General features: G+C 43.6%; 21 protein-coding genes and 1 tRNA gene. 12 read left to right on the plus strand and 10 right to left on the minus strand.

Annotation, left to right across the window (positions count from 1 at the left end; genetic code table 11):
• Positions 1-153: 153 nt before the first annotated feature.
• The 9 genes from AC1DYT_RS02990 to AC1DYT_RS03030 form a co-directional block, all read right to left on the minus strand.
• Positions 154-732 (minus strand): RNA polymerase sigma factor, encoded by a 579-nt coding sequence (locus AC1DYT_RS02990; protein WP_477468169.1) that lies wholly within the window; start codon positions 730-732, stop codon positions 154-156.
• Between the two features lie 244 nt (positions 733-976).
• Complete coding sequence (locus AC1DYT_RS02995) at positions 977-5014, minus strand: hybrid sensor histidine kinase/response regulator (protein WP_477468170.1); 4038 nt, start codon at positions 5012-5014, stop codon at positions 977-979.
• Between the two features lie 220 nt (positions 5015-5234).
• Complete coding sequence (locus tag AC1DYT_RS03000; protein WP_477468171.1) at positions 5235-5384, minus strand: hypothetical protein; 150 nt, start codon at positions 5382-5384, stop codon at positions 5235-5237.
• Between the two features lie 311 nt (positions 5385-5695).
• Positions 5696-5878, minus strand: coding sequence for a hypothetical protein (locus AC1DYT_RS03005; RefSeq protein ID WP_477468172.1), 183 nt, complete (start codon positions 5876-5878; stop codon positions 5696-5698).
• Between the two features lie 325 nt (positions 5879-6203).
• Positions 6204-8099, minus strand: a complete 1896-nt coding sequence (locus AC1DYT_RS03010; protein WP_477468173.1) for a glycoside hydrolase family 97 protein — start codon at positions 8097-8099, stop codon at positions 6204-6206.
• A 238-nt stretch (positions 8100-8337) separates the two neighbouring features.
• Positions 8338-10380 carry an alginate lyase family protein gene (locus tag AC1DYT_RS03015; RefSeq protein ID WP_477468174.1) on the minus strand — a complete coding sequence of 681 codons (2043 nt, stop codon included), beginning with the start codon at positions 10378-10380 and terminating at the stop codon, positions 8338-8340.
• 253 nt (positions 10381-10633) lie between these two features.
• Positions 10634-11026 (minus strand): hypothetical protein, encoded by a 393-nt coding sequence (locus AC1DYT_RS03020; protein WP_477468175.1) that lies wholly within the window; start codon positions 11024-11026, stop codon positions 10634-10636.
• A 167-nt stretch (positions 11027-11193) separates the two neighbouring features.
• Positions 11194-11592, minus strand: coding sequence for a putative quinol monooxygenase (locus AC1DYT_RS03025; protein WP_477468176.1), 399 nt, complete (start codon positions 11590-11592; stop codon positions 11194-11196).
• Between the two features lie 23 nt (positions 11593-11615).
• Positions 11616-12518 carry an MBL fold metallo-hydrolase gene (locus AC1DYT_RS03030; protein WP_477468177.1) on the minus strand — a complete coding sequence of 301 codons (903 nt, stop codon included), beginning with the start codon at positions 12516-12518 and terminating at the stop codon, positions 11616-11618.
• A gap of 156 nt (positions 12519-12674) precedes the next feature.
• Here AC1DYT_RS03030 and AC1DYT_RS03035 point away from each other — a divergent pair, with 156 nt between their 5' ends.
• Positions 12675-13571, plus strand: a complete 897-nt coding sequence (locus tag AC1DYT_RS03035) for a helix-turn-helix domain-containing protein (protein ID WP_477468178.1) — start codon at positions 12675-12677, stop codon at positions 13569-13571.
• A 116-nt stretch (positions 13572-13687) separates the two neighbouring features.
• Here AC1DYT_RS03035 and AC1DYT_RS03040 read toward each other — a convergent pair.
• A tRNA-Glu gene (locus tag AC1DYT_RS03040) sits at positions 13688-13762 on the minus strand.
• 240 nt (positions 13763-14002) lie between these two features.
• On the opposite strand from AC1DYT_RS03040, the gene AC1DYT_RS03045 reads away from it, so the two are divergent.
• The 11 genes from AC1DYT_RS03045 (at position 14003) to AC1DYT_RS03095 (ending at position 25104) form a co-directional block, all read left to right on the plus strand.
• Complete coding sequence (locus tag AC1DYT_RS03045; protein ID WP_477468179.1) at positions 14003-14284, plus strand: DUF427 domain-containing protein; 282 nt, start codon at positions 14003-14005, stop codon at positions 14282-14284.
• A gap of 1 nt (position 14285) precedes the next feature.
• Positions 14286-15674 carry a mercuric reductase gene (locus AC1DYT_RS03050; protein ID WP_477468180.1) on the plus strand — a complete coding sequence of 463 codons (1389 nt, stop codon included), beginning with the start codon at positions 14286-14288 and terminating at the stop codon, positions 15672-15674.
• 9 nt (positions 15675-15683) lie between these two features.
• Positions 15684-16646 (plus strand): ABC transporter ATP-binding protein, encoded by a 963-nt coding sequence (locus tag AC1DYT_RS03055; protein WP_477468181.1) that lies wholly within the window; start codon positions 15684-15686, stop codon positions 16644-16646.
• The gene (locus AC1DYT_RS03060; protein ID WP_477468182.1) at positions 16639-18210 is read left to right on the plus strand and encodes an ABC transporter permease/substrate-binding protein; all 1572 of its coding nucleotides are present in this window, start codon (positions 16639-16641) and stop codon (positions 18208-18210) included. The genes AC1DYT_RS03055 and AC1DYT_RS03060 overlap by 8 nt, the downstream gene beginning before the upstream one ends.
• A gap of 5 nt (positions 18211-18215) precedes the next feature.
• Positions 18216-19370 carry an ergothioneine biosynthesis protein EgtB gene (gene egtB / locus AC1DYT_RS03065; RefSeq protein WP_477468183.1) on the plus strand — a complete coding sequence of 385 codons (1155 nt, stop codon included), beginning with the start codon at positions 18216-18218 and terminating at the stop codon, positions 19368-19370.
• A gap of 18 nt (positions 19371-19388) precedes the next feature.
• Positions 19389-20378 carry an L-histidine N(alpha)-methyltransferase gene (egtD, locus tag AC1DYT_RS03070; RefSeq protein ID WP_477468184.1) on the plus strand — a complete coding sequence of 330 codons (990 nt, stop codon included), beginning with the start codon at positions 19389-19391 and terminating at the stop codon, positions 20376-20378.
• A 152-nt stretch (positions 20379-20530) separates the two neighbouring features.
• Positions 20531-21472, plus strand: coding sequence for an SPFH domain-containing protein (locus AC1DYT_RS03075; RefSeq protein WP_477460685.1), 942 nt, complete (start codon positions 20531-20533; stop codon positions 21470-21472).
• A gap of 22 nt (positions 21473-21494) precedes the next feature.
• Positions 21495-22055: a DUF922 domain-containing protein gene (locus tag AC1DYT_RS03080; protein WP_477468185.1), complete on the plus strand. Its 561-nt coding sequence runs from the start codon at positions 21495-21497 to the stop codon at positions 22053-22055.
• A gap of 278 nt (positions 22056-22333) precedes the next feature.
• Positions 22334-23107, plus strand: coding sequence for a UDP-2,3-diacylglucosamine diphosphatase (locus AC1DYT_RS03085; protein ID WP_477468186.1), 774 nt, complete (start codon positions 22334-22336; stop codon positions 23105-23107).
• Positions 23108-23304: 197 nt separating this feature from the next.
• On the plus strand, positions 23305-24378 hold the full coding sequence (gene prfA, locus AC1DYT_RS03090; protein WP_477468187.1) for a peptide chain release factor 1: 1074 nt from the start codon (positions 23305-23307) through the stop codon (positions 24376-24378).
• Positions 24379-24396: 18 nt separating this feature from the next.
• Positions 24397-25104, plus strand: a complete 708-nt coding sequence (locus AC1DYT_RS03095; protein ID WP_477468188.1) for an imm11 family protein — start codon at positions 24397-24399, stop codon at positions 25102-25104.
• The last annotated feature ends 22 nt before the right edge of the window (positions 25105-25126 follow it).

The following is a 25126-nucleotide window of genomic DNA, read 5'->3' on the forward strand; positions in this document are numbered from 1 at the left end:
TTGATGGTGAGGGAAACGTGACATAAAACAATCGAATTAGATTTTTTCAAAAAGCATTAACATCCGGTACATTATAAAGCTTTGGACTTTAAGGACCTAGTGAACTACTGGTTAATTTTCGTACGAATCAAAATAGCCAGTTCTTTTAAAGGGCTAAACGGCAAGAAGGAAATTAAGTGAGTTTTTGTCTGCCGTTCGGTTTCTTAAATGGACGATCCCCCGATGAACGTGATTTACCACAGATTGATAATTAATACCCGTCACGGCGGCAATTTCGTCATAATCCCATCCATCGAAGTACTTTAAAAATATCATTTCGCGCTGCCTTTTAGGCAAGGTATTTAATGCGATTGTTAGCATTTTGGACAATTCCGAGCGACTTTCGTCTTTTACGACAATTTCCTCTTGCGAAAAAACAAAGTCAGCTTCCATTCCTTCTTCAAACGGCACATTTTGGTTTCTAATGCATTTGAGATGATTGATAGTTAAAGACCTGGCTGTTCTGAAGAAGTAAACTTTTACAAAACTAATGGCACCGATGGCCTCTTTTTTTTCCCACAGTTTTACAAAAAGGTCCTGGAGAAGATCTTGACAGATGTCATCGTCTTTAATTATCTTAAAAATATAGCGGTATAAGGAAGGGTATAATGCATGATGAATTTGTCCGAAGGATTTAACATCACCCAGTCGGGATTCATCCCACCAGATTGACAATTGATTATTATTACTCATATGTGGCTTATAGCTTAGTAACTTTAAAAAACTCCGTCAGCAGCTTCGCCAGAACACTTATGAATTAACAGTTGTGGGTTCTGAAAAGTAAAAGTTTAACGATGCGTTATAATTTGGTTTTGTAGAAGCTAAAATGATGGGATTCTGTCAGAAATATAGGGTAGAAAACGGTCATTTAAAGGGTATAATTTGGCCATAAAAGTCCTGTAAGTGATTAATACATACCGGCCGGCCGTTTTGACTATTATTCGATGACGTTATATTTCTTTTTGAAAATCCGGCGGTTTTGTTTGGCAAAATCCGAAGGGTTTGTTTTGAATAACTTGTGGAACTGCGTCCTGAAATACTTTATTTCGTTAAAACCAGTTCCCAGAGCTACTTCATTAACGTTGAGCTCAGTTTGGATCAACAATTCGGCTGCTTTGCGAAGACGTATAAATCTGATGAATCCGTTGATGTTATGACCAGACAATGATTTCACTTTGCGGAAAAGATTAGAACGGCTAACGCCAAGTTCTGCAGCAAGCATTTGGGTATTGAAGTTTGAATCTGTCATATGAGCTTCAACGATGGTTATACATTTTTCGAGGAACTGTTTGTATTCATCAGAAATATTTATCTCAGCAGATTTAAGAGTGATTGCGTTATAGAAATAGTTTTGCAGATTACTTCTGATCAATAAAAGGTTGGCAACCCTCGCCGTGAGAACGTCACTTTCAAAAGGTTTACTGATATAATCATCCGCACCGCTTTCCAGCCCTTTTATTTTTCCTTCCGGCGAGGAGGATGCAGTTAACAAAATCATCGGAATGAAATTCATCGATGGGTCCTTCTTGATTAAAGAGCACAGTTCAAGCCCGTTCATTCCAGGCATCATGACATCGCAAATGATAAGCGAAGGATTCTTTTCCCTTGCCAAAAGTAATCCGGAGTTACCATCTTCTGCCTCGAAAATTATATACTGGCTTTCCAGTATACTTTTGATATATTTTCGTATATCAAGGTCATCATCAATGATTAGGACCGATTTTCTATCTGAAAAGATATCCATTCCCAAAAACTCTTCAGTTTTTACGTTAACACCTAAATTGTCATTCAGCACCAAAGGCTGATCAGATAGTTCACTTAATATTTCGGAAGATGAATCTGCAATCAGTGAAACGGCATTCTCAGGGTAATGTGCAATGCCTTTTTTTAGTTTAAGCAAGAAAGTTGTTCCTGAGTTGGGAGCACTTTCATACGTAAGCGTTCCAAAATGATCGTCTGTAAATTGTTTAGCGAGATAAAGGCCAATACCGAAACCGGCTTTAACGGGATGGCCTGCATCTCTTGAACGATAAAATTTGTTAAAGATCTTATCGCCGATCGTCGTAGGAATTCCGTTCCCGTTATCTATAACTTTAATTAAAACGTCATCCTGGTTGGAGTGGAGCTGCACTTTTACAATTTTTCCATGCGGCGAATATTTTATTGCATTTGAAATCAAATTGAATAATATGATCTCTATCTTTTCCCGCTCGCCATAAATTATCACTTCTTCTTCAGGTACCGTCAATTCAAATGTCAAGTCCGCAGCTTTGGCTTGCTGAACGAAGCAAAGGAAGACTTCTTGACAAACCATACCAATATTTAGAGGGGTGACGCAAATATTTTCAGCACCTGCCTCCGCTTTTCGAAACAGGAGAAGTTGATCGACAAGGCTGAGTAATCTTCTCGCATTTCGATACACCAAACTTAAATCGTTCCTGTTTTCATTTCCATTGCGCGTCAAAATATCTTTAATCGGATTTATGATTAACGATAGCGGTGTTCTGAATTCGTGAGAAATTCCCGTAAAAAACTCTACCCGCCTTTCGTTAAGTTCCCTTTCTTTTTCTTGAAGTTTCTGTTGATTGTCTGCGTTTGCTTTTGCGATTTTAATTTCATATCGTAAACGAGTTTCTCTAAATCGATAGTTCAGGAACCAGTAGACGCAGCAAATTAATATACCGATATAAAACGTAATGGCCCACCATGTGAGATACCAGGGAGGCAGAACGATTACCCGCAACGAAATTGTTTTGCTGATCCATTGCCCTTCAGCATTGGTACAATTGATGAGCAGGGTATAGGTTCCGGGATTAAGTCGCGTATATACAGCATTGCGATTCTGCCCCGAATTGTTCCATCCGCGATCCCAACCTTTCATCACGTACCTATAATTGATGCGTTCCTGAGCCGTAAATTCTATGGCCGCAAATTTAACCGATAAGGAAGCCCGGTTATATGGTACAGTGATTTCAGAAATTTGTTGATCTGTAATCGCCGATATATAATTTGCCTGATCGTTAATAGAATGATTATTAAGGTTTATTGCGGTTGCAACCAGGTTTGGCTTATTCTTAAGGGGAAGAATCTTCTCTGGCAAAAATATGCTTAAACCATTGATCCCGCCAAATGCCATTTCGCCTGAGCGAAGCGTTAACGACGCATTAAAGTTGAACTCCTTATTTTGTAATCCATCGCTTTGGGTAAAATTGGTAAACTTTCCACTTTGTGAATTGAATTTTGAAAGCCCGTTAAACGTGCTTAACCAAAGGTCTCCTCCCTTTTCTTCCTCAATACCAAGGATGTTATTACTGCTTAACCCATCGTCTGTAGTAAACTGTTTTACGACTTCCGTTCGATTCTTGTTAAACAGCATCAGACCCGCTTCCGTCCCTATCCAAAACTGGTGTTTTTTATCTTCGTGAATAGCTCTTACAGGTTTACCTATCGCGTAATACTTGTGTTTTTTATTCTTAATATCTAACTGGAACAAACCATCAAACGTTCCTGCCCACAGTTGTCCATTTAAGTCTTCGTGGAAAGCTAATATGTTTTTAACAGAAGGATCGAAAAGCCTGAACTGGTCATTTGCCCGGTCATAAAGAAAAAGGCCATCCTGGAGGCCGCTTGCCCATAAATTTTTAAAGTGATCTTCAAAAAGCAACCAAAAAAACTTGTGATTTGCTTTGCCTTGTTCGTCAAGGCCGACATATGTCTTAAAAGTTTTTGTCTGTGGCTGGAAAAGATCGATACCGGAACTGTAAGTTGCCACCCAGGTTTTGCCGGTATAGTCCTGTTTGATGCTGGTAATGAAATTGGAGCTTAGGCTGCCGTACTGATTCTTTTTATAAACGTAATTTTCATATTTTTCATTTTTGCGATCCCAAATACTGAGCCCGCCTCCATCTGTGCCAATCCAAATCCGGTCCTTTGTGTCCTCATAAAGCGATTTGACAAAATTGTTTATTAAACTATTGGAAAGCGTGGGGTCTTGAACTATATTCTGAAATCTGTTTTTTACATCATCAATTATGTTGATTCCACCCCGTAAAGTACCAATCCATTTTCTGTTTTCGTTATCTAGAAATATCGAGTAAACGGCGTTGCTGGACAAGGCATGTCTGCGAAAGCCCCCGGTGAGATAGGTTAATCTTTGTGTCTTTTTGTTAAGTATGCTAATGCCCCCACCATCAGTACCAATCCATAGTTTATCGCCGGGCATAGCTTTTAAACAAGTTATCCTGCCCGAACTAAGGCCGCCATCTGTTTCTGTCAAAGCCGGCTCAAAGCTATTAAGGCCAATATTATAGCGGTACAAACCAGCGTTTGTACCAATCCAAAGCAGATTATTCTCCCCATAGATACAACTGGCTTTTTTTAATTTAGAGTTTAATAATAATAACCTTTTGTTGTGGCGATCATAAATGCAAAGACCTTTGCCTTCAATTAGAAGGAAAAGGTGCTCATCAAAAAAAAATAAGGTGGAAACGGAATAATTCCAATGGTTGCCGCCTGGTCCCCAAAATGGTATCTCCATACCTGGACCTTTCGACGAATGATCAAAAATAACAAGTCCATTGTTTTGAGTTGCGACAAAGATATCGCCGGTTTTGTCAGTTTTAATTGAAGTAACAAAGGAAGTAAGTTTTTGACTAATTCGAATCCCTGGTCGGAAGGAAAAAACCTTTGTGAATTTTAAAGTAATTGGATCAAGTACGCTTACGCCTTGTCGGGTACCAATCCACATGGCGTGTCTACTGTCTTCTGCAATGGTATTGATAAAGCTGTGAATGATTGACCCCGGATCTTTCGGATTATTTCTGAAGACTTTAAAATCATAGCCGTCATAGCGGTTCAGCCCATCATAAGTGCCAAACCACATGAACCCGCGGGAGTCCTGAAAAATGCATCTTACTTCATTATTTGATAAACCATCTTTTGATCCAAGCTGTTCTATAAACGGCCTTGCGCTCATCTTTGATGATGTTAACAGTAATAAGAATATACTAAAGCAAATTGAGAGTTGTTTCCAGCAGACAATGTGAAAATACGGCAGCTTAATTACAGTAGTTTTCAATTTTAATTCGTTCAATGTTCGGCGGTTTCCTGAAATCTGCACATATCGTCATGTGAGTTCGGTTTAGAATAAAACAGTTTCAAAAATTGCATTCGGCATTTTTATCATTAAAACGCGGCTATCGTTTATTTGAGACCTTCTTTTTTTTCCCACCGGTGATTTTTGCTAAAATGCCGGTCCAGTGGGAAAGAATTTTCTCTTCACTTATTTTAACATCTTTTATTTTGAAGGAAGTTAAATCAGGCCCACCCTCAGTTTTATTTTTCATTACCTGCAAATTAGAACTATTACCTTGTTTTTTAAAATAAATTAATGGGTATCAAGCTACCTAATTACCCGAAACCAATCAAAATCCGTGTAACAGCCAACCTTATTATCTGATTCGCCGGTACAAAAAATCTTAATCTTATTCCCGTTCCATTTTACTGACTTTGCAGTAAAGCCTTCGTCGAAATTCTGAAAGGTTATTCTATCCTCGCTGAAACTGATTTGACAAACAGAATTGGTAAGGCTGAAAAATATAAAATAACCTGGGTTTTTAGGTTGCCGTGTATTTGGAGTTTCTATTGAGCAGTTTATTTAAGATAATCCGGATTCGCCGGATGCTTCAGGTAAGTTAGTATCGATAGTTGCATCAGTAGAAGCAACAGAGATCTGCGAACATATTTTATTCCAATGAGCATTTATTATGTCTTCAGTAACAGGTAACTGCAAAAAGTGGATTTCCAAATCGGGAAATTGATCCAAAGTTTGTTTGTTCATACCTTTAAGACAAGAACTTTATAGAATGATACTCTATCCACATATAGAAACATTCAAAATTTATCAGGGTTGCCGGAATAGTTGGTATAGAAAAGAACCGGCACTATTGCTTATAATAAAATTTTAAGCAGGATAGAGCGATGAATTAAGGCGATGTCGGTATAAACAAAAAAGACAGGCTACCTGAATTCTCTGCCATGATTTGATTTTCGAAATCTCCACGTTATAATAATCTGTTACGTACAGGAACTTAAATTGGCTGATCGTTGACAGAGTATCGTTAAGAATTTTACACCGAAGATTATTTAAGATTTTCCGGCATAAATTATAATGCTGGCGTAAGAATTACCGCCTGTCCGCTTTTTCCTGATATTTGCACTGGTAGTTTGTCTTTTGATGTAACCTTTCGCGTTATAATTTTTACGCCGTTATTGCCGTCATCTTCATATATCGTAGCGGTATAAGAAATATGTTTTCGTAAAAAACTCAATTGAAGTTCTGTAGAAAGCGGAATTAAACCCGACGCACTTCCCAAATACCAAACTTCGCCCTTGCGGCGTGCGACACAGATAAATTCGCCAATATTCCCTTTCAGGTATTTTGATTCATCCCAAACAGTTGGAACAGCTTTTAAAAACTGAAGATCTGGATCATCCGCTTTATAATCTTCGGGGCGACCGTACCAAAAAATGGCCTGTAGCGGGTCAAAGTAAATAACAGTCAACGCTAATTGTTGCACTTTACTAACTTTTATATTTTTACTGAAAGGATTGGCGGCATTGGGATAGCAGAACGTGAAATCTGCAGGGCCGGCCAGAAAGCGCGTAAAAGGAAGCACTGTGTTGTGATAAGCGTCAGGACTGTTTTCGTCGCCGCGGATACCTTCCTGCGATAACAGGTATGGGTATCGACGACTTAAACCGGTAGGCTTATAATGATCGTGAATGTTAAGTATAAAGCCATAATCATTCGTCTTTTTAACTGCTGTATCCAGCCAGGTCAAGCCACTTTGAGTGCCACCATCAACAAAACCAAACTTTAGTCCGCTTACTCCCCATTTTTTGTAAAGTGGCAGGATGGTGTCGAGTTTAGCTTTCAAGCCTACATAGTTTACATACAAAATGACGCCTATGCCGTTAGCACGACCATATTCGATCACCTTTGGAAGGTCCAGTTCCGGAATGGCTTTTGTCGGATCAGAGTTTGTTCGGAATTCCGCACCGTACCAGCCCGCATCAAACATGATATATTGAAAATTCATTTTTTTTGCCAAATCTATACCGTCAATTCCGCCATTAGTAGTTACCGGCACTCTAAAAACCTTTCCAGGCTTGACATTGAGTGGAGCTTCGTTTGTTAATGGAGTTGTGAGTTTTAAATTAAGCTGGCTGAATTCGTGCAGACCGATCGCCGTCGTGCTACAACTGATGGTTCTCCACGGAGAAATTAGGCTATCTCGAAATCCCACGTCACTATCTTTGTTTATAGACTGAATCTTCCCATTTTTATAAATTGTATCCGTGTAGAAATTGAACTTAAGACTATTTGGTGTTTGGCCCTTGACTAATACGCATTTAGTAAAATTGCGGTTTTCGGCCTCGCCAATACTAATATAAAGTTTCTTTCCGGAGACCAATGTGGCTGGCAGGTCGCAAATTCCCGATAGGTCATTTAACGATACCCGCCGAAAAATAGATTCTTCATGGTATTGAAAAATGTCATAACTGTCAGCGAGATTAAATTCTGTTAATTCCCTATGCAATTTTACTATACCTATACCGATATCTTTATCAATGTAACGAAATGCGAAGCTCCCATTATATGCGCGCATAACTAAATCAAATTTAGCGTCAGACGACCTGCAGTGCAAAACCAATTGGTGGTAAACGTTATTTATACGCTTATCTTCTCCCAGCGGCCAATCGAAACTGTTTTTATGTTTGGTTTTATTGTGGCTTTCAATCCTAATACCGTTGGATAAAACCGGGCCGCTCGTTTCTAAGCCTAAGAGAGACCATTCTGTTACCCTTTGCCCGTTAAATTTCAATTGATAAGACAACTGGCCCGCTTCGGTTAGCTTTAATTCGATTTTAGTTTTGTGATCGGGTGATTCCAGAGAGGTTTCTTGTCTGTTTTGCGCCTTTAAAAGTGAACAAGTACTTGCTGTTACCAGTAAGACAGAAATTATGCTTGCGAATACGCTGGGCTTTATGTTTATCATGATAGTTTTTTTGGTACGCACTGTCACGAGGACAGACAATGCATAGACAGAAGCTTTATTGATTTATACTCCAAACAATGTTTGAAACGCCGCTATTTTTCTTCTCTCATATTTTAAGTATTTGGTACGGTTGGAATTAAGTGTGCCGAAAATTGAATAAGGTACACAAATTAGAACAGGTTAGAATATGCTCAACGATAACAACAGAGTATACCTTCTGACTTAGCCATTGCATGTTTCACTGTTCAATTTTGACATGGTCAAACGTAACGGTTGTACTTAGCTGTGTTTTGCCGGCAGCAACTGCCAGTCCTATATAAACCGGCGCAGAATTACGAGATTCAGTTTGGCCAATTTTCTGCCAGTTTTGTCCATCTGTGGAAATGGCTGATATCACTAAATTTCCTTTTTTTTCCAGTTTTAACCAAATATTTCCTACCAGCCGGCTATAGGCAACGCCTGGTGCCGACAAGGGTAAACTGGAGGCGATTGTTCTCATGTTTTCGTTTTGGCCCTCTCGCAATTTGTGTTTTGCAGACCACTCCGGAGCTTCGATCTGTTTTGAAATTTCTGGCCCAATGATAATGGCCGCAGTGGGTGCATTAATTTGCAATCCTTGCCGAACGATAAGGCCGAATTGTGAAAATTGCGAACTTAATTGAGGAACGTAACGAATTGTGATGGAGCCATTTCCAGTCATTCGTTGATAAAGATAAGTAAAGTGATCGGCAGCACTGTCTAATCCAGTCCCCATTCCCTCAACCCTATATTGGGTGCCGTCAAATGATACAGTTCCGGAGCTTGCACTTTTGTTATTTAAACTGTTTGGCTTCGCTGCCGGGTTTAAAAGGCCAATATCCTTAACCGACCATTTATCAGGCAAACCGGTAGCTATCGAAGCCGGATAGCTGGGCGCGCTTTCTCCGTATTGATTTTGAGCTGAAACTGTGTAGTAATAAATTTGATGAGGTTTAGCTGACTTATCCAAAAAAAATGGTTCCATAACAGATTTAGCAATGATCTGGTAATTGCGGCCCGGAAAAGTTGACCGCTTGATTTTATAGCATTTACTGCCCTCTACTGGAACCCAACCCAATTGGTTTGCTTTTCCTGAACTTGCAATAGTCAAGCCGGCTGGAGCAGATGGAGGAGATGGATGTAAATCATCCGGGCCAGATCGGCTATATAAAAAGGTGCCAAACCCAATATGATCAGCGCCAGGTAGCCCTTGAGGTTCCGGCCGAATTCTGGTAGCTGCTTCTGCAGTGTAAGGCGCAGACATTCCCCGTCTTTTTACAAAATGGTTATACAATTCCTCATAAATAGCCCTGATTTTGCCGCGCCCTTCCTCTGATATCTTATAGTGAGTATATTTTCCTGTCCTGTCTGCAGTAGGAACAAAAGGCACATCATAGCCAAGGTTATATTGGGCAGCGTATTCAAATCCTTTTAACAACAAATTGTCATCATATCCATATAAATCTAAACCCTGGTGCCAAGCCATTTCACAGCAGTCGGCTAAATGTGCGAGCCCTAATTGTGTATGTGCCTGATCCCTGCCGCTTTCCTGGCATTGTCCGGTCTGATTAATGATGTAATTAGGTAGACTACCGTCGCCTGCTCCATTTTTGTAATAGCGAATGGCATTTTCAAATATTCCCCTGTCATTACAAAATATGCCAATGGCCATAACCGTCTTTAAAGCAGCTGCATCCCAATTGCCATTGGCAAACGGTGCGAAATTTTTTATAACCGGATAAATTACTTCTTTAAAATGCTTCTCCGTTTTTTTTATATCCTCATTATTCCAGTCGGGATAAGTATAGCGAAGCAGTTCGGCTGCGTTGATCATTTTAAACGGTCCCAAACCAGCCATCAAAACAGCATCTCTTCCGCTTATTGTTTTTAATTTATCTGACCAGGCGTTAATGATCTCAACTGCTTTTTTTGCATATAGTTTATTGTCTGATATTGCCCACATCATTGCGTTTTGATAAGCTGCATTGGCATCGCTGTCATAAATTGTTTGCCCAACTGTGGGATTACGGCTCACGGCAGACAAGGGGCCCTGCATTTGGTAGCTATACTGGCTTTGCAAATGTTGTTTGAATGTATCATAGCCGGATGTTATATCAGCCTGACCATCGAAAATGCCCTTTCTAATACGGGCAATGTCTTCTTTTCCGGATAGAAGTCCCGGGTGTTTAAATTGTTGGGCGAAAGCTGGATTGTGAATACTATTCCAAAGGAATGTAATTAAGAATATGTATTTGATCTTCATTATTTAAACTTATTAATAGTAAGGCAATTAAAAAAAGCGGTTCCCATCTGTTATTTGTTTCTGATAATGACCGACATCACATTGACAACTTTTAAATTTAAAAATACTCATTTATGTTAAAGGTTGGATCTGGCACCTTAGTTTGAAGCACAATAGAGCCTAAAAGTGTGTCATCCCGATAGAAAATAAATTATTCAGAAATGGTAAACACCGGAAAAGGGTTTCTTTTATACTTGCGATCCGTTTAAATGGGTCACGAATGCAGCAAGCACCGTTTTCCATCTGAAGATGAAACAATCAGGCGCAAAAAAAAGCGGGAATTTTCGGGTAGAAAATTTCCGCTTTTTAATACTTCATCAGGTTCGTCGATGTCCGTCTTTCCGTGATTAGCTTTTAAAAAGCCGGATAAATGTTTAACAGATGTATTGTACCCCCTCAGCGCATAGGCCTCAAAGCCATTCCCGATCAAGGATTTCATTCTTCGTTTATGCCCCTCGAAGATTTGCATTAAATATCTGGGCTTTTCTGCATTGCCGGATAACTGTTTTTTGAGGTTTTCAGCGGTTACTTCCAGCCCGCTGTCAAGCAAGATTTGGTGTGCATGCCTTACCTTTGTCTGCAAAGTACCCAAATAGGCGTTCAGCATCTTCGCTTCTTCTTTTTCCCCCTGCACCTGCCGGCATCAGAATTCCACGTGTTTATTTCGCAGCCTTAGCGCTAAGTTTGTTTTGTGAGAAACCTTCATGGCTGCAGCATAAGCAGCAGAAAAACAGGCAAAGCCCCGTAACAACATTCCATTATGTTTTCATAAGATTATAATTGGTTCATGGGTTTACCGCCTAAGGCGATCTTGCTTACTTCTATCAGATCAAGTTGCGTTACCATGTCTTTCACAGCCACTTTATATTTCAAAAAGTGCGGCCGTTTTAAATGGCGCTGATAAGCTTCTGTATCTGCATAGGCCTCAAAAATGGTTATATGCGTAGGGTTATTATTTTCAGGAACAGCGTATAACGTTAGAACTCCGGGTTCTATGCGAATAGACATTTCGATTTCTTCTTTCAGCAGCTTTTTATAAGCTTCCAGTTGCTCGGCCGCTACTACGATCTTCGCCATTCTTACAACTGGCTCTTTGTTTTGAGCATTCATTTCAGTGTTGCAAAAGATAAGTGCAATTAAGCTGGTTAAGGTTCTTAATGATTTGCTTCTCATAATTACAGATTTATAAGTTCCATTTACTTCCTTATTGCTTCTAAAACAAAAGGTTCGCCCGGCGCAAGCACTTTGATCCGTTCGGGGTTGGTTACTAGTTTTTTAAGTTTTGAGGGATCTGCATTAAAGGGTGTAAAGTCAGGTGCATCAACAAAACCCCAGTGGCCTAAAAGTACAATAGCTTTGGGGTAAGCATTTACTAGTTTTGCCGATGCTTCTAATCCCAGGTGCCATTGCGCATCCTCTGAGTAATCCAGCAGTATCACATCCGGCGCAGACATATGCAGCTGTTCTTCCATAGGTCGGGAATCTCCTGTTGCATAAATCGCACCGTCCGGTGTATCAAACCAGAAACCGCAGGCATCACCAGGAGCAAAATGTCTTTGGCCTGGCCTCGGATAGGCGTTTTGCCATGCGTGATCTGCCGGAATCAGCTTACCCGTTACTTTACCGAATTGAAATTTACCGCCGATGGGATAACCAAAAGATTTCAAACCATCATTTTTCATTAACGAATCTACGTAGATCGTCGAATAGAATGCAGTAGTTATAGGAGCGAGGTCTTTGAAGGTTTCTACGCTGTAATGGTCGTTGTCACTATGAGTTGCAAATACGGCATCCAAATGCGGCACCTCTTTGGGCAGGATTGGAAATTTCATCAGTAAAGGCATATCATAGCCTTCCAGCAATGGATCAATCATGAATGTTGTCCCCCGGCTGTTGACAAGGAACCCGGCCATGCCCAGCCAGCGAATTGTTGTATTGTTTGATTTGCTAAAAGCGTCTTTCCCGAACGGTTGCGTTGCTGGTGCCTTCGCCTGGTATTTCTTTGTTGTTTTAATCTTTGCTGTATCCGTTTTTGATTGTGCATGAATGCCAATTGAAGTAAAAAAAACAGCTATAAGTAAAAGGAATATCTTTTTCATGATCATGTATGTTTGATTCATTGTCAAAGGTCTTGGTATTTATCTACGTGACAGTTATACAAATTCCTGTATTACCAACCAATATTCCAGATCATCCATTGACTTTGGAAAAACCGGATTACTTATACTTAATTTTGAGTAAGCTTAATACCGAATATGAATAAGATCATCAAATTAGATAGCGTAACCCAATTCAACACTGAACGGGGACAGGAGACCCTACACCCCCTCGTTAGTGTTTTGGACCAGTCAAGTTCAAAGCCTATCAAAATGAGCCGTTTTACCTCGGGGCTTTATGTTGTGTTTTTGAAAGAAGAAAAATGCGCCGATATGTTGTACGGCCGGAGCCATTATGACTACCAGCAAGAAACGCTCATATTTATTGCGCCGGGGCAGCTGGCGGGATTTGATGAGGAAAACACTTTTATTCAACCAAACGGCTGGGCGCTGGCATTTCATCCCGACTTTATCCATGGCACCAGTTTAGGTAAACACATTCATGACTATCATTTTTTCTTGTATAGTGTCAAAGAAGGCCTGCATGTTTCTGAACGTGAAAAAAGCGACTTGCTGGAATGTTTTCACAAAATCCAAAGGGAATTATTACGGTCGATAGATAAGCACAGCAAGAAATTGGTGATCAGCAATATTGAATTGTTACTTAATTATTGTGAGCGCTTTTATGACCGGCAGTTTATCACTCGTGAGCATGTTAATAAAGATATATTAACAAGGTTTGAAAGCCTGGTGGATAATTACTTTACATCGGATAAACCAGCGATAATAGGCCTCCCTACCGTAGCTTATTGTGCTGAAGAACTTCATCTTTCGCCGAAATATTTTGGCGACCTGGTAAAAAAAGAAACGGGACAATCGGCTCAGGAATACCTTCAAAATAAAATTATAGATGCAGCGAAGGAACAAATGTTTGACGCAGGCAAATCAATAAGCGAAATAGCTTACGGCATAGGCTTTAAATACCCGCAGCATTTTGCACGTCTTTTCAAACAACGGGTTGGCAAAACGCCACAGGAATACCGGTTAATGAATTGAACAAACTCCTGAGGGAAATTATAGACTGAGCCCTAAAATATTCATTTATATGCAATCGGGGCATCTTTTAAAAGTTGCAAAAAGAAAAAACCCTCTTTACACTTTGTAAAGAGGGTTGGTAGCCCGTAGGGGAATCGAACCCCTGTTTGAAGAATGAAAATCTCCTGTCCTAACCCCTAGACGAACGGGCCATTTCTGGGTGGCGAAATCGTTGTTTTTTAATTTCGTTCCCCTTATTTTGGGAATGCAAAGATATGCGTTTTCTGAGAAATTAAAAATAAAATTTAAAATATTTTCGCTGTAAGGTTTCTGCGTTACGCGCTACCAATTGTGTAAGGCATCTCATTTTTGATGCGGACAAACAAAAAATACATTTCGCTATTTATAATTCCGATGCCGTTGCGGTATCTTTATACACAAATCAACCTCACATGAAAGCCATCTGGAACAACCAGGTTATTGCCGAAAGCGACAATACCATCGTTGTAGAAAACAACCACTATTTCCCTAAGGATAGTATCAAGTCGGAGTTTTTTAAGGAATGCAGTACGCAAACCACCTGCCCCTGGAAAGGGCTGGCATCGTATTACACGCTGGAGGTTGATGGCAGGCAAAACACTGATGCCGCCTGGTATTACCCCGAACCCAAGGCTGCTGCCGCCAATATTGCCAACCATGTTGCCTTCTGGAAAGGCGTAAAAATAACCGATTGATATGAAGCATTACGACGCAATAATCATCGGCTCGGGGCAGGCGGGCTCCCCCTTGTCGAAAAAGCTGGCCAACGCCGGTATGAAAACACTGCTGATAGAGAAGCGCTTTATAGGCGGCACCTGCGTAAACGATGGCTGTACACCCACCAAAACCATGGTGGCCAGTGCGCGGCTCGCCTATCTGGCGGGCAAATGCAACGATATGGGCATTAGCATAAAGGGTTACACGGTAGATTTGAAGCAGGTAGTGAAACGTGCCAACGGCATCGTAATGAAATCGCGCACGGGCAGCCAGGCCGCAATGGAGAAAACAAAAAACCTCGACCTGCTTTTTGGCGAGGCCACATTTATTGGTAACAAAACTATCTCCGTAAACCCCAAAACGGGCAAGAAACGGCAATTTACGGCCAATCAGATATTTATCAACACCGGCTGTAAAACCATCGTCCCGCATGATATCGATGGGCTGGACGATATAGAATACCTCACCTCAACCAGCATCCTTAAGCTGGAGAAAGTCCCCGAACATTTATTGATACTGGGCGGCAACTACATCGGGTTGGAATTTGGGCAGATGTTCCGCAGGTTCGGCAGCAAGGTTACCATATTGGAGAAATCGGGCAGGCTGCTCTCGCGCGAGGATGAAGATATCTCTACAGAGATAACCGGCATACTACAGGAGGAAGGTATAAAAGTGCTCACCAACACAAAAGCAGTAAAATTCAAAAACAAGGGCAAAAACCAGGTTACGGCAACATTGGATACCGTTGGTAAGGAAAGCAAGCTGAAATGCACGCATGTGCTGGTAGCCATTGGCCGCGCCCCGCAGACCGATGGGCTCGGCCTGGAAAAGACCGGCGTAGCGTTAGATGAGAAAGGCTACATTAAGGTAGATGATAAGCTGGAGGCCACGCAGCCAGGCATTTATGCGCTGGGCGATGTAAAGGGCGGGCCGGCGTTTACGCACATCTCGTATAATGATTATACCATCGTGTACCGCAACCTGATAGAAAAACTAGACCTAAACACTAAAGACCGCCCAATACCCTATTGTATGTTTACCGACCCCGAACTCGGTCGCGTAGGCATCACCGAAACTGAGGCCCGCAAGCAGGGCCTGAATATAAAAGTGGCTAAGCTGCCGATGTCGCACGTAGCCAGGGCGCTGGAAACCGGCGATACGCGGGGACTGATGAAAGCCGTGGTAGATGCCGATACTAAAAAGATATTGGGTGTAGCCGTAGTGGGTACAGAGGGCGGCGAAATAATGACCGTGCTACAGATGGCCATGGAAGGCGGCATTACTTACGACAGGATCCGCTATTGTGTATTTGCCCACCCCACCTACTCCGAATCGCTCAATAATCTTTTCATGACTTTGGAGGATTAATTGGCCGCTATGATAAAAGTAGAGCATCTGGTAAAAACATTCGGCAGCACAAAGGCTGTGGGCGGCATATCTTTTGAGGTAGCCGAAGGCGAAACTCTGGCCTTGCTGGGCACCAGCGGCTGCGGCAAAACCACTACCTTAAAAATGCTGAACCGACTGATAGAGCCCGATAGCGGCGCAATCTACATCAATGATAAAAATATCCTCCAAGAAAACCCCGAGACGCTTCGCCGTGGCATTGGTTATGTATTGCAGAACAACGGCCTCTTCCCGCATTATACCGTTGCCGAGAATATTGCCATAGTGCCCCAATTGTTGAAATGGGATAAAGCCAAAACCGATAGACGCATCAACGAACTGCTGGGGAAGCTACACTTGGCTAAAGAGCATCTCAACGCTTATCCCAATGAACTGAGCGGCGGCCAGCAGCAACGTATAGGCCTGGCCCGTGCCCTGGTTGCCGACCCGCCGCTGCTGCTGATGGATGAACCCTTTGGTGCACTGGATAACGTTACCCGCTCAAAAATACACGGCGAATTTAAAGCACTCGATGAACTGAAACGCAAAACCATTATCCTGGTAACACACGATGTGCAGGAAGCCTTTGAACTGGCCGACCGCATTGCCCTGATGGATAAAGGCAAGATAGTGCAGATCGGCACCCCTGCCGAATTACTGTTTGCTCCGAAGAATGATTTCGTGCGGGACTTTTTACAGGAGGAGCGTTTGCAGTTGGAATTCAGAGCCATCAAACTAGCCGATTTGTGGGAGCACTTGCCTGCGGGAAGCAGCAAAGCAAAATCGCCGGCCCTTTCTACCGAGCTTGATTTTTGGTCGGCATTGGAGCGGTTTAAATTTAGCAAAGCCGAAACGATACAGGTTACCAACAGCGAGCATGTAATAAAGGCCATCAGCTTTGAGCAATTGATGGCCGCTTACGCACAGTATAAAACCCTGCAGCCGCATGAATGAGCAACAGCAAACGCTTTGGGGCTTTATGGCTCAGCAGGCCGATAAGCTGGCTGTGCAAACGCTGCAGCATATCGGGCTTACGTTTATCTCGCTGTTTATCGCGGTGCTGATAGGCCTGCCTCTGGGTATTTATATCACCCGCAAAAAAAGCCTTTCAGGTTTGGTGCTGGGCATAGCGGGCGTTTTGCAAACCATCCCCAGCATAGCGTTGCTTGGTTTTATGATACCACTGCTAGGCATCGGTGCAAAACCTGCCATCGTAGCGCTGTTGCTGTACGCGCTGCTGCCTATCATCCGCAATACCTATACGGGCATAACCGGGGTAGATGCTACGGTAAAAGAAGCTGCCATTGCCATGGGCATGAGTAAATGGCAGGTGCTGTTCAAAGTGGAGCTTCCGCTGGCTATGCCGGTGATTTTGGCGGGCATACGTACCGCCACGGTAATCAATGTGGGTGTGGCTACGCTGGCATCGTACATTGCGGCGGGTGGTTTGGGCGAGTTTATTTTCGGGGGGATCTCGCTTAACAATACCAATATGATTTTGGCGGGTGCAATACCGGCAGCCCTGCTGGCCATTATTTTCGATTTCCTGCTGTCGTTGGTTCAAAAGCTCAATTTCAAAAAGATTAAGGGCGCGGTAAAAATTGCGCCTGTTTTACTGCTGATATTATCCTGCCTGTATTTTGTGCCATCTGCTTATGGCAGTAAGCTTACCGCCGGCTTTACGCCCGAGTTTATGGGCCGACAAGATGGTAATCTGGGGCTGCAAAGTAAATACGGACTGAAGATACACACGATAGTGATTAGCGATGCGGTGATGTACAACGCCGCGCAGGAGAAAGAACTGGATGTGATAAGCGGTTACTCAACCGATGGCCGCCTGAAGGCTTACGATTTGGTGGTGCTTGATGATGATAAAAAGATTTTCCCGCCCTATTATGCTGCGCCGGTGGTGCGCGAAGATGCCCTGCGGAAATTCCCGCAGCTGGAAAAAACGCTGAACCTGCTGGTCGGCACGATTACCGATTCGGTAATGACGGAGCTGAACTACAAAACCGATTATCTGCACCAATCGCCCGAGCGCGTAGCCAAAGAATTTTTGGTGGCGAAGCATTTGTTCAGGGCAGATAGGGGCGGCAAAGGGGGCGTGGTGCGCATCGGCTCCAAAATATTCGGCGAGCAATACATATTGGCAGGCATGTACACCATGCTTATCAAAGGCTATACCGATTACGACGTTGCCACAAAAACCGGCCTGGGCGGCACCAAGATAGTTTTCGATGCACTCACTAACGACCAGATAGACCTGTACCCCGAATACACTGGCACCGGCTTATTGGCCATACTGCAGGCCCCGGCAAAAACGGTGATGCAGCTGCAAATGAGCAAGGATAGCACCTACAACTACGTTGCCCGCGAATTTGAAAAGCGTTATCAGTTGAAGTGGCTTAAACCTATCGGGTTTAATAATGCCTATGCCTTAATGATGCGCCAAAAACAGGCAAAGGAGCTGCATATTAAAACAATTTCAGACCTTAAACGATATTTGGATAGTAAGTAATACCAATGGATTTAGCAGACTGTTATAAAAAAGTACGCCAGCGAACGGAAGCCATCTGCGCGCCCCTGCAAACCGAAGATTACGTGGTGCAGCCCGTGGTAGATGTTAGTCCCCCCAAATGGCACATCGGGCATACCACCTGGTTTTTTGAAACCTTTATCCTGAAGCCTTATTTTATGGGCTATCAGGAGTACGACCCCCAATACAATTACGTTTTCAATAGCTATTACGAAACCGTAGGTACGCGCGTTATCCGGACGGATAGAGGGAATTTAAGCCGCCCCACAGTTGTCGATATACAGCTTTACCGGAAGTACGTAGATGATGCCATGCAGAACTTTATTGCCTGCAGCCCATTAGGTGCCGACGTACAGGAACTGTTAGTGCTCGGCCTTAACCACGAGGAGCAACACCAGGAACTGCTGATGACAGATATCAAATACATCCTCGGCAATAACCCTTTGTTCTCAGCTTACTCCAAAGATTATGTAAAGCCGAGAGTAGAGGAGGTTGATGGCACAGATCTCATAAGCCTCGCCGAAGGCGTCTACGAGATTGGCTTTGCGGGCGAAGGTTTTTCCTTCGATAACGAGCATAATCGCCATAAAGTTTATTTGAATGCCTTCGGGATTAGTCCGGCGCTGGTTACCAATACCGAATATCTCGAATTTATAGATGCCGGGGGATATCACGATTTTCGCCACTGGCATGCCGCCGGTTGGGATTGGGTAAATACCAATAAGGTAGAGGCCCCCATGTACTGGCATCTGATTGACGACGAGTGGCATTATTATACCTACCATGGTTTAGAGCCGCTGCGCCTGCACGAGGCGGTTTGCCACATCAGCTATTACGAAGCTTACGCCTACGCCTCATGGAAGGGCATGCGCCTGCCGACGGAGTTTGAATGGGAAGTCGCGGCTATGCAGTTTAACTGGGGCAGTCGCTGGGAGTGGACCGAAAGCAGCTACCTGCCATACCCGGGCTTTGCCAAAGCACCCGGCGCAATCGGCGAATACAATGGCAAGTTTATGGTGGGGCAAAAGGTTTTGAGGGGCGCATCAGAAGCAACCCCGCCCAACCATAGCCGCATTACCTACCGCAACTTTTTTCAACCCGAATTACGCTGGCAATTTACCGGCATACGCCTCGCAAAATAAAACACTGCAAAAACACCTATGGAAACATCTACCTGCACCCTGAAAAAACCTGAAGAGCACGCAAGCCCCAACGGACAGTTCTACAAGGACGTGATAGCCGGTTTAAGCGCCAAACCAAAGCGCCTCGACTCTAAATATTTTTATGATGCCAACGGCGATAAGATATTCCAGGAGCTGATGAACTGCGCCGAATATTACCCAACCAATTGCGAGTTGGAGATATTCACCCAAAAAACTGCGGAGCTAGCCAAAGCCATCATTGCCGATGGCGATGCTTTCGAACTGATAGAACTGGGTGCGGGGGATGCCACAAAATCGTCACATCTGTTAAAATACCTGATTGATGAACAAGCTGATTTTACCTACCTGCCGATAGATATTTCGGAAAATGTGATCGCCTACCTCAATATTACCCTACCGGTTACCTTGCCGGGCATAAAAATAAATGGCTTGCAGGGCGAGTATTTTGATATGTTAACGAAGGCAGCTGCAATTTCCGATAAACGCAAGGTGGTGATGTTTTTGGGTTCAAACATAGGCAATATGCAGGTGAAGGATGCCGAGGCATTCTGCAAGGTGCTGCGCCAGCATCTGTCGCCCGGCGATATGGTGTTGATAGGGGCAGACCTGAAGAAGAACCCGCACACCGTTTTATCAGCCTACAACGATAAAGGAGGCATTACCAAACGCTTTAACCTGAATTTATTGGAGCGCATCAACCGCGAACTGAACGGCGATTTCGATGTTTCACAATTCGACCACTACGCCATGTATGACCCGGAAAGCGGCGCCTGCCGCAGCTATCTGGTTAGTTTGCAGGAACAGCGGGTGAATATTGGCGATACGTATATAAGTTTCGCCAAAGACGAGTACATCTACATGGAAATATCGCAGAAGTTTACGGTAGAGCAGGTGGATAACATGGCCGCAGTTGCCGGCTTTAAGCCATTGGATAGGCTTTTTGATAGCAAGGATTGGTTTGTTGATGCGGTTTGGGTGGCGGAGTAGGGGTCGAATATTTCACGCAAAGGCGCAAGGCCGCTATTTTTTTTTCTTTGCGCCTTCGCGCCTTTGCGTGAGGTTACCCTTAATCATTCGTTTTAAATTCCTCTTGCGCCTCAAATAAATAAGCCTATATTTATTTCAAATTATAAAGCCAAATGGAATCAACATCTATTGTTTTTTACATCATCCTGTTTCTTGTTTTTATCGGGGTGGCCTCGTCGTTTGTTACGGTAAAACAGGGCACCATCGTGGTCATAACCGTGTTCGGCAAATACCGCCGCATATTAGCACCGGGCTTGAATTTCAAGATTCCCTTCATCGAAAATGTTTATTCAAAAATATCCATCCAGAACCGCTCGGTAGAGCTGGAGTTCCAGGCCGTAACGTTCGATCAGGCTAACGTTTATTTTAAAGCCATGCTGCTGTATTCGGTACTGGATCAATCAGAAGAGGCAATCAAGAACGTTGCTTTTAAATTCGTAGACGAACGTAACCTGATGCAGGCACTCATCCGCACCGTAGAGGGCTCCATCCGCGCATTCGTTGCCACCAAGCGTCAGAGCGAGGTGCTGATACTGCGCCGCGACATCGTAGAGCACGTAAAAGATCAACTGGATACTATACTGGAAGGCTGGGGTTACCACCTGCAAGATCTGCAACTAAACGATATCACGTTCGATGACGTCATCATGAAATCCATGAGCCAGGTAGTGGCTTCTAATAACCTCAAAGCCGCTGCCGAAAACGAGGGCCAGGCATTGCTCATCACCAAAACCAAAGCAGCAGAAGCCGATGGTAACGCCATCAAAATTTCTGCCGAGGCTGAGCGCCAGGCCGCCCAGTTGCGTGGCCAGGGTATCGCCTTATTCCGCGAGGAAGTGGCCAAGGGTATGACTACGGCCGCTAAAGAAATGCAAGGCGCCAATATGGATACCTCGGTTATCCTCTTCACCATGTGGACAGAATCTATCAAGCACTTCGCCGAAAACTCTAACGGCAACGTGATATTCTTAGACGGCTCTACCGCCGGTATGGAGCATACCATGAAAGAAATGATGGCATTAAACCTTCTGCAGTCAGATAAAGTCAAAAAGTAAAATTACTTTTTAACCCCTTCTGATGATTTTTAAACTATTACGTGCAGGCACGGTATCGGTGTTGTTGCTGCTTGCTACTTTTACGCTTCATGCCCAGCCTTTCAGGCAGCTAACGGCTGATGATTTCCAGGGCTACCCCCGCGCCAACAATCGCGGCGTGGTGGCTTATACCAATTGCACTATCGACTTCCATTTCCAGGCTACGCATCAGGATGGCGAGTATATCCTGCATTTCAACGTGCGGCTGGATATGAATCACTACAAATCGTGGATAGACCGCTCGCGCATTACCTCGCAGCAATCTCTTGCCGAAATATTAAAGCACGAGCAGGGCCATTACAATATCGCCTATTTGGAACAGCAGGAAGTGCTGCGCGTTGTAAACCGCACCCGCTTTACCGCCAATTACAAAAACGAGGCGATGGATATATTCAATCGTATAGATGCCAAATACAAACAGCTGAATATCGATTACGACGAAGATACCGGCCACAGCACCAACAAACAGCAACAGCATGCATGGGATTTATACTTTGCCAAACGCATAGAAAATATGCCACCGCTCACAGCCGGGGCATATTAAAACCTCATGCCTGGAAATTACATCATAAACCCTCAAAAGTGTTCACGCTGCGCAGTGTGAACACCGTGAACGCTTTTAATTCGCTATTAATCAGATGTTTGTAAATTGAGGCATGGTGTCAAAATGGTGTCACCACGCGTGTTGTTGCTGTTTGTTATTTGCGCAAGAAGCGTTGTAGCCGATACCTCGTTGCACCTAAGGGGCAACATGGGTTTTAATACAAGCTGCTTTAAATTGCCACTTGTCCGCTGTGCTTTATTGCCGTATTTTTGGCGGATATGCCAACCGGTAATAAGCTATACTTTGCTTCAGATTTTCATTTGGGTGTAGGCGGTGCCGACACCTCGGCCATCCGCGAGGCCCGCATTATCCGCTGGCTGGATATGATAAAAGCCGATGCTGCCGAACTCTTTCTGGTTGGTGATGTGTTCGATTTTTGGTTCGAGTATAAAACGGTAATCCCTAAAGGGTATATCCGCTTTTTAGGCAAACTGGCCGAACTGGCAGATGCCGGCATAAAGCTTTACTTTTTTAAAGGAAACCACGATATGTGGATGTTCGATTACTTCGAGAAAGAACTGGGTGCCACCATCATCACCAACGAACTGGAAATAGTGCGCAATGGGAAGACTTTTTACCTGCACCACGGCGATGGCCTTGGGCCCGGCGATAAAAAATACAAATTCCTTAAGAAGATATTCCGCAGCAGGCTTTGCCAATGGGCCTTTGCCAGGTTGCACCCTAATTTGGGTATTGGGTTGGCCAATGCGTGGTCGCACGATAGCAAGCAAACCAATGCCCGTATTGGCGAAGCTAAACTGCACCCGCAGGAGTGGATAGAAATTTACTCACGCGAATTGCTGCAGACCAAGCATTACGATTACATGGTTTACGGGCACCGGCATAAACCGCTGGATATCGCCTTAACGGAAAATTCCCGTTATATTAATCTCGGCGACTGGCTGTATAATTCCAGCTACGCAGTTTTCGACGGTACCGACTTAACCCTAAAGTATTTCGAGCGTGAGGCTGTACCCGTTTGGAAGCACTAATCTATTTACAATTCGCTGAATATATTATATCCCTTAATTTGCGTATTTTTGCATGTTTTTTGCAATAGACTGCGTAAGCTAAACCCGATTGGCATGAAAAGCCTTTTGAGCATCGGGGTTTACGCGTAGAAAAAGGTTTGTAATAAAAAGCGGGGCTAGCCTAACCAACAAGCGCTGCGATTGATTTTCGAAATAAGATGTTAGAGAAATTAGAACTGATATACCAACGCTGGAAAGCGGTTGAAGTTGAGCTAAGCAGCCCCGACGTGATGAGCGATATGAAGCGCTTTGCCCAGCTGAACAAAGAATATAAAGACCTTGCTAAAATTGTTGACGAGTATAATGTTTACAAAAACATTATGAGCAACATTGATTCCAATAAAGAAATTTTGGCTACCGAGAAGGACGAGGAGTTCCGCGAGATGGCTAAGATGGAATTGGACGAGTTGTTGACCAGGCAGGATGAAATGGAAGAAAAAATCCGTTTGATGCTGATACCGAAAGACCCCGAAGATTCTAAAAATGCCATTATCGAAATACGTGGTGGCACGGGCGGCGATGAGGCAGCATTGTTTGCAGGCGATATGTACCGTATGTATATGCGTTATTGCGAACGCCGCGGCTGGAAAACCGAACTGGTAGACTACACCGAAGGTACTGCTGGTGGGTATAAGGAGATTGTATTCAACGTAAATGCCGAAGATGCTTATGGCAACTTTAAATACGAAAGCGGCGTGCACCGCGTACAGCGCGTTCCCGATACCGAAACCCAGGGTCGTGTGCATACGTCTGCTGCGAGTGTTGTAGTATTGCCAGAGGTTGACGAGTTCGATATCGATTTGCAGGTGAGCGATATCCGTAAGGATTTGTTCTGCGCATCTGGTCCAGGTGGTCAATCGGTAAATACTACCTATTCTGCGGTGCGTTTAACGCACATCCCAACAGGTATTGTTGCGCAGTGCCAGGATCAAAAATCTCAATTAAAAAATTACGATAAAGCTTTAGGCGTACTGCGCTCGCGTGTGTACGAAATGGAGTTGCAAAAGCATCTTGCAGAAACGTCTAAAAAACGTAAAACGATGGTTGCCACGGGTGATAGGAGCGCCAAAGTACGTACCTATAATTACCCGCAAGGCCGTTTAACCGAGCATCGCATTGGCTTAACCATATACAACCTTAACGGCGTAATGAACGGCGACCTGCAGGAGATTATGGAAGCCCTGCAATTTGCAGAGAATGCCGAAAGGTTGAAAGAAGGCACCGCCGCTTAATGAAAAAAACGGGTGCAGATGATTTTGAAAACATTTTTGCAAACGTTAAGAGCCGTGTTGCCTGATACGACACAGCGAGCGGATAGGAGCACCGCCATGGAGGTGGCAGCACTGCCAATAAGCGATTTTTATTTAATGGAAGGTAAATCACTTTCCTCAACTTTTCAAGTGCAGGCAGAGGGCTTGCTCGGCCGCGATGACGATGGCGTGTTTTATGAGCATCGCTTAATAATGGGCGAATATGCCAACATTTCTTTCCCTGTAGTTTTTAAGCAAAAGTACGGTACTAAGTTGCGTGATATGTTGGATACTGGCTGGCCGGGGTTGCACCTGATTTCTGATAATATGCTATCGGTAATGAAAGAGGCGCAACAATCGGGGTTCAAGACATTCCCAGTTACGGTTTTAGACAGAAAAGGCAACGTTATCAGTGGTTACAGTGGTTTATCTGTTACTGGCAGGTGCGGGCGGATTGATTATGATAAATCATCTGTGGTGCTTGAGAAAAGCCTCATTGAAGGCGGTCCGACAGGTAAATACCTTAAGGGTTTATATGTCGGCCTTGACCAGTGGGATGGTAGCGATATTTTTCTCCCAAATGCAAATTTTAGTATTATCGTAACCCGCAAAACGATGGAAGCATTACAGTTGGCTAAAATTTCTAATATAGTGTTCCACAACCTCGGTGAGATTGAAACCCCAAGCTTCGGCGTACCCCAATCATAGTCAGTAAGCGTATGGTATGCGT

The sequence above is a fragment of the Mucilaginibacter sp. P1_D10 genome (assembly GCF_056406215.1).

What these genes read in the sequence shown, in the direction of transcription:
- AC1DYT_RS02990 (WP_477468169.1), bottom strand. Translation starts at nt 732, where the DNA reads ATGAGTAATAATAATCAATTGTCAATCTGGTGGGATGAATCCCGACTG.
- AC1DYT_RS02995 (WP_477468170.1), bottom strand. Translation starts at nt 5,014, where the DNA reads ATGAGCGCAAGGCCGTTTATAGAACAGCTTGGATCAAAAGATGGTTTA.
- AC1DYT_RS03000 (WP_477468171.1), bottom strand. Translation starts at nt 5,384, where the DNA reads ATGAAAAATAAAACTGAGGGTGGGCCTGATTTAACTTCCTTCAAAATA.
- AC1DYT_RS03005 (WP_477468172.1), bottom strand. Translation starts at nt 5,878, where the DNA reads ATGAACAAACAAACTTTGGATCAATTTCCCGATTTGGAAATCCACTTT.
- AC1DYT_RS03010 (WP_477468173.1), bottom strand. Translation starts at nt 8,099, where the DNA reads ATGATAAACATAAAGCCCAGCGTATTCGCAAGCATAATTTCTGTCTTA.
- AC1DYT_RS03015 (WP_477468174.1), bottom strand. Translation starts at nt 10,380, where the DNA reads ATGAAGATCAAATACATATTCTTAATTACATTCCTTTGGAATAGTATT.
- AC1DYT_RS03020 (WP_477468175.1), bottom strand. Translation starts at nt 11,026, where the DNA reads ATGCTGAACGCCTATTTGGGTACTTTGCAGACAAAGGTAAGGCATGCA.
- AC1DYT_RS03025 (WP_477468176.1), bottom strand. Translation starts at nt 11,592, where the DNA reads ATGAGAAGCAAATCATTAAGAACCTTAACCAGCTTAATTGCACTTATC.
- AC1DYT_RS03030 (WP_477468177.1), bottom strand. Translation starts at nt 12,518, where the DNA reads ATGAAAAAGATATTCCTTTTACTTATAGCTGTTTTTTTTACTTCAATT.
- AC1DYT_RS03035 (WP_477468178.1), top strand. Translation starts at nt 12,675, where the DNA reads ATGAATAAGATCATCAAATTAGATAGCGTAACCCAATTCAACACTGAA.
- AC1DYT_RS03045 (WP_477468179.1), top strand. Translation starts at nt 14,003, where the DNA reads ATGAAAGCCATCTGGAACAACCAGGTTATTGCCGAAAGCGACAATACC.
- AC1DYT_RS03050 (WP_477468180.1), top strand. Translation starts at nt 14,286, where the DNA reads ATGAAGCATTACGACGCAATAATCATCGGCTCGGGGCAGGCGGGCTCC.
- AC1DYT_RS03055 (WP_477468181.1), top strand. Translation starts at nt 15,684, where the DNA reads ATGATAAAAGTAGAGCATCTGGTAAAAACATTCGGCAGCACAAAGGCT.
- AC1DYT_RS03060 (WP_477468182.1), top strand. Translation starts at nt 16,639, where the DNA reads ATGAATGAGCAACAGCAAACGCTTTGGGGCTTTATGGCTCAGCAGGCC.
- egtB (WP_477468183.1), top strand. Translation starts at nt 18,216, where the DNA reads ATGGATTTAGCAGACTGTTATAAAAAAGTACGCCAGCGAACGGAAGCC.
- egtD (WP_477468184.1), top strand. Translation starts at nt 19,389, where the DNA reads ATGGAAACATCTACCTGCACCCTGAAAAAACCTGAAGAGCACGCAAGC.
- AC1DYT_RS03075 (WP_477460685.1), top strand. Translation starts at nt 20,531, where the DNA reads ATGGAATCAACATCTATTGTTTTTTACATCATCCTGTTTCTTGTTTTT.
- AC1DYT_RS03080 (WP_477468185.1), top strand. Translation starts at nt 21,495, where the DNA reads ATGATTTTTAAACTATTACGTGCAGGCACGGTATCGGTGTTGTTGCTG.
- AC1DYT_RS03085 (WP_477468186.1), top strand. Translation starts at nt 22,334, where the DNA reads ATGCCAACCGGTAATAAGCTATACTTTGCTTCAGATTTTCATTTGGGT.
- prfA (WP_477468187.1), top strand. Translation starts at nt 23,305, where the DNA reads ATGTTAGAGAAATTAGAACTGATATACCAACGCTGGAAAGCGGTTGAA.
- AC1DYT_RS03095 (WP_477468188.1), top strand. Translation starts at nt 24,397, where the DNA reads ATGATTTTGAAAACATTTTTGCAAACGTTAAGAGCCGTGTTGCCTGAT.